This window comes from Pseudomonas sp. SIMBA_041, from assembly GCF_046535095.1.
Taxonomy (GTDB): Bacteria; Pseudomonadota; Gammaproteobacteria; order Pseudomonadales; family Pseudomonadaceae; genus Aquipseudomonas; species Aquipseudomonas mucoides.
The window spans coordinates 1-252 of record NZ_JAWRXJ010000656.1 but is presented as its reverse complement, the minus strand read 5'-3'; the positions used below and the strand labels follow the sequence as shown (position 1 = coordinate 252).

The following is a 252-nucleotide window of genomic DNA, read 5'->3' as shown; positions in this document are numbered from 1 at the left end:
ATTAGCTAGACGGATAGCCTCTGCACCGTCAGTAAAGGTTGCACAGACTAATACAGGGCCAAACACTTCTTCCATCCATAATTGACTGGTCGTTGGCACATTCGTATAGATAGTTGGCTTTACAAAATAGCGAGATGCTTCTAATAACTCACCACCGGTTAAGCAGTCCAGATTTTCGGCTGTCGCAATATCAAAGAATTTCTTCACTTGATTCAGTTGTTGCTTGCTAACCAATGGACGCATTTGCGTCCC

General features: G+C 43.7%; 1 protein-coding gene. It reads right to left on the bottom strand.

Translation table 11 applies throughout. The features are described from left to right. Positions 1–252: aldehyde dehydrogenase family protein (locus tag SB725_RS32750; protein WP_410923646.1), on the bottom strand; the 252-nt coding region annotated here is incomplete at both ends.